Genomic DNA, 2,328 nt, shown 5'->3' with positions numbered 1-2,328 from the left:
GCGAGCCACACCGCCGGCGACGCCGCGATGATGCTCGCGCTCGCGGGCACCCTCTTCTTCAACCCGCAGACCGCCGAGGCGCGCGGCCAGGTGGCCCTCTTCCTGCTCCTCACGATGGTTCCCTTCACCCTGGTCGCGCCTCTCATCGGACCCCTGCTCGACCGCTTCAGCCACGGCCGACGGTGGGCCATCGGCACGACGATGGCCACGCGCGCCTTTCTCTGCTGGGTGCTCGCCGAGGCCATCTACAACAACAGCAGCTGGCTCTTCCCGGCCGCGCTCGGCTTCCTCGTCGCGTCCAAGGCCTACAACATCAGCCGGTCCGCCGCGGTGCCCAGACTGCTGCCAGCAGGAACCAGTCTGGTCCGGGCGAACTCCAGGGTCTCCCTCGCCGGGGTCATCGGTGCCCTCATCGGCGGAGGGCTCGGCGCGCTCGCCCTGAGGTTCGGGCCACCCTGGGCGCTGCGCATCGGCTTCGTCCTGTTCGTCATCGGCACCGTGCAGGCCATCCGGCTGCCCGAGGAGGTCGACAACACCCTGGGCGAGCGGTCCGTCGGCGACACGCAGCCAGTGGACCGGCACGCCCGGACGCGCCGGCGAGCCCAGCGGCATACGGCATCGGCGTCCGACGAGGGCGCAGCGCTCGAGGTCGACTCCGCCGGCGTCGTCGGACGGTTCATCCGGCAGCTCCACGCCATACCGTGGCCGGTGCGGCACGCGATGTGGTCGACCGGCGGCACACGCCTGCTCACCGGCTTCCTCATCATGTTCATGGCGTTCCTGGCGAAGGAGCACCCGATCAGCGGCATGCGCGGGGAGCTCGTCCTCGCCCTCACCGTCGTCGCCATCGGTGTCGGCAACGCGCTCGGCAGCCTGCTCGGCAACAACCTGCGCGATTACCACCCCGAACGCGTCGCCATGCTCTCCGTCCTCGCGGCCACGCTCGTGTGCATCGCGACGGCGGTGTGGTACGGCGTCTGGACCCTCGTGGCCCTCGGTCTCGTCCAGGGTCTCACGGCACAGCTGTCGAAACTCTGCTTCGACGCGCTGGTGCAGCGGGAGGTGCCCGAGAACGTGCGGGCCTCGGTCTTCGCGTGGTCCGAGACGATGCTCCAGATGCTCTGGGTGCTCGGCGGCGCCCTGGGGATCATCCTGCCGCTCAACCCCTATGTCGGATTCCCGGTCTGTGCGGTCATGCTCGTCTGGACCGTGCTCATGGCAGCGCGCCAGCGCACCATCGGTTCGGGCAGGGTCCGTCGCCCGTCCGCCCGGCCCGCTCCCTGACCTGAGCGCGACGGGGGCCTGTGGAGAACTCGCCGGCCGTGTTGCCGGGATTGTCTACCTTCGGGCGTCGTGAGCTATGCGATCGACACCGAGGGGGCCGGCGCGTCCGGCGCCACTCTCCTGGCGAGCGGTGCCGCGCTGCGCGACTGCGGCACCCTGCTCGCCCACGCCGGCGGACTCGCCCAGCGCGGCGTGGGCGCAGACCATCCGGCTCTGGCCGCCACGCTGCGTGAGTTCGTCACGGCTCACCTGGCTGCCGTCGAGGTGCTCGCTGCGGCGTGCGCGGGCCTGGGAAGGGGTCTGACCTGGGCTGCGCAGTCGGCCCATGAGACCGAGCTTGCCGTCGCCAGTGGCCTTGGCGCGCGCGGGATGGCAGCCCCGGGCGCCACACTCCGGGGGCCGGACCGGTGAGGCGCCCCGCCGAGGGTCGTGGCACGGCGGTGGCCGTGCCCAGCGGAGACCCGGACTCGATCCGGCGGGCCGCCGCACAGCTGCGCCGCCTGTCGGCCCGAGCGCTGGACAGCGGCGCACTGACCGGCCAGGCACGAGGCGAACTGGCCATGGTCTGGACCGGAGACGCGGCCGAACAGGCAGCGGCTGAGCTCGCGACCGTCGCAGCCAGGGGTCGTCCCCTGCTCTCGCAGATCGATCGGGCCGGCGTCGCACTCGCCGCCTACTCCGACATCCTGGACTCCTCGATGCGGCAGGCCCGCTCGCTGCAACGGCGCGAGTCGACGGCGAGACTGGAGCACGAGAGGCTCGTGGCGGCTGCCTCGGCCCTCACAGAGCCGGCGGCGTCCCAGGCGAGGGCCCTCGCTGATGACGGGCTCCGCGCGCGGCTCGCCGCGGTTCATCGCGAACATGGCGTCGTCATGGACCGCCTCATGGCGGCGGCCGCACGGTGCTCGCGGGCTCTGTCGTCGCTGACCGCGCGTGCCGTCGTCACAGGCCCCGGTCGGGGACCGTCGGCGGTGGGAGCGGCTCTGGTCGACGACCTCCCGCTGGTCCAGCGGGAGCTCACGGCGGCGTCGCGGCCGCCCGAGC

General features: G+C 72.5%; 3 protein-coding genes. All 3 read left to right on the top strand.

Translation table 11 applies throughout. The annotated features are described in order from the left end of the window. Positions 1 to 1,284, top strand: a 1,284-nt coding sequence (locus tag LOY02_RS13720) for an MFS transporter (protein WP_317182923.1), incomplete at its 5' end; no start/stop codon positions are given. Positions 1,285 to 1,353: 69 nt separating this feature from the next. Beyond that, entirely contained in the window at positions 1,354 to 1,695 is a 342-nt protein-coding gene (locus LOY02_RS13715) for a hypothetical protein (RefSeq protein WP_317182922.1), read from the top strand. A gap of 29 nt (positions 1,696 to 1,724) precedes the next feature. Further along, on the top strand, positions 1,725 to 2,328 hold a 604-nt coding region (locus LOY02_RS13710), incomplete at its 3' end, for a hypothetical protein (RefSeq protein WP_317182921.1).

Source organism: Intrasporangium sp., from assembly GCF_032907665.1.
In the GTDB taxonomy this organism is placed as follows: Bacteria; Actinomycetota; Actinomycetes; order Actinomycetales; family Dermatophilaceae; genus Intrasporangium.
This window is presented reverse-complemented; position numbering and strand designations above follow the sequence as displayed.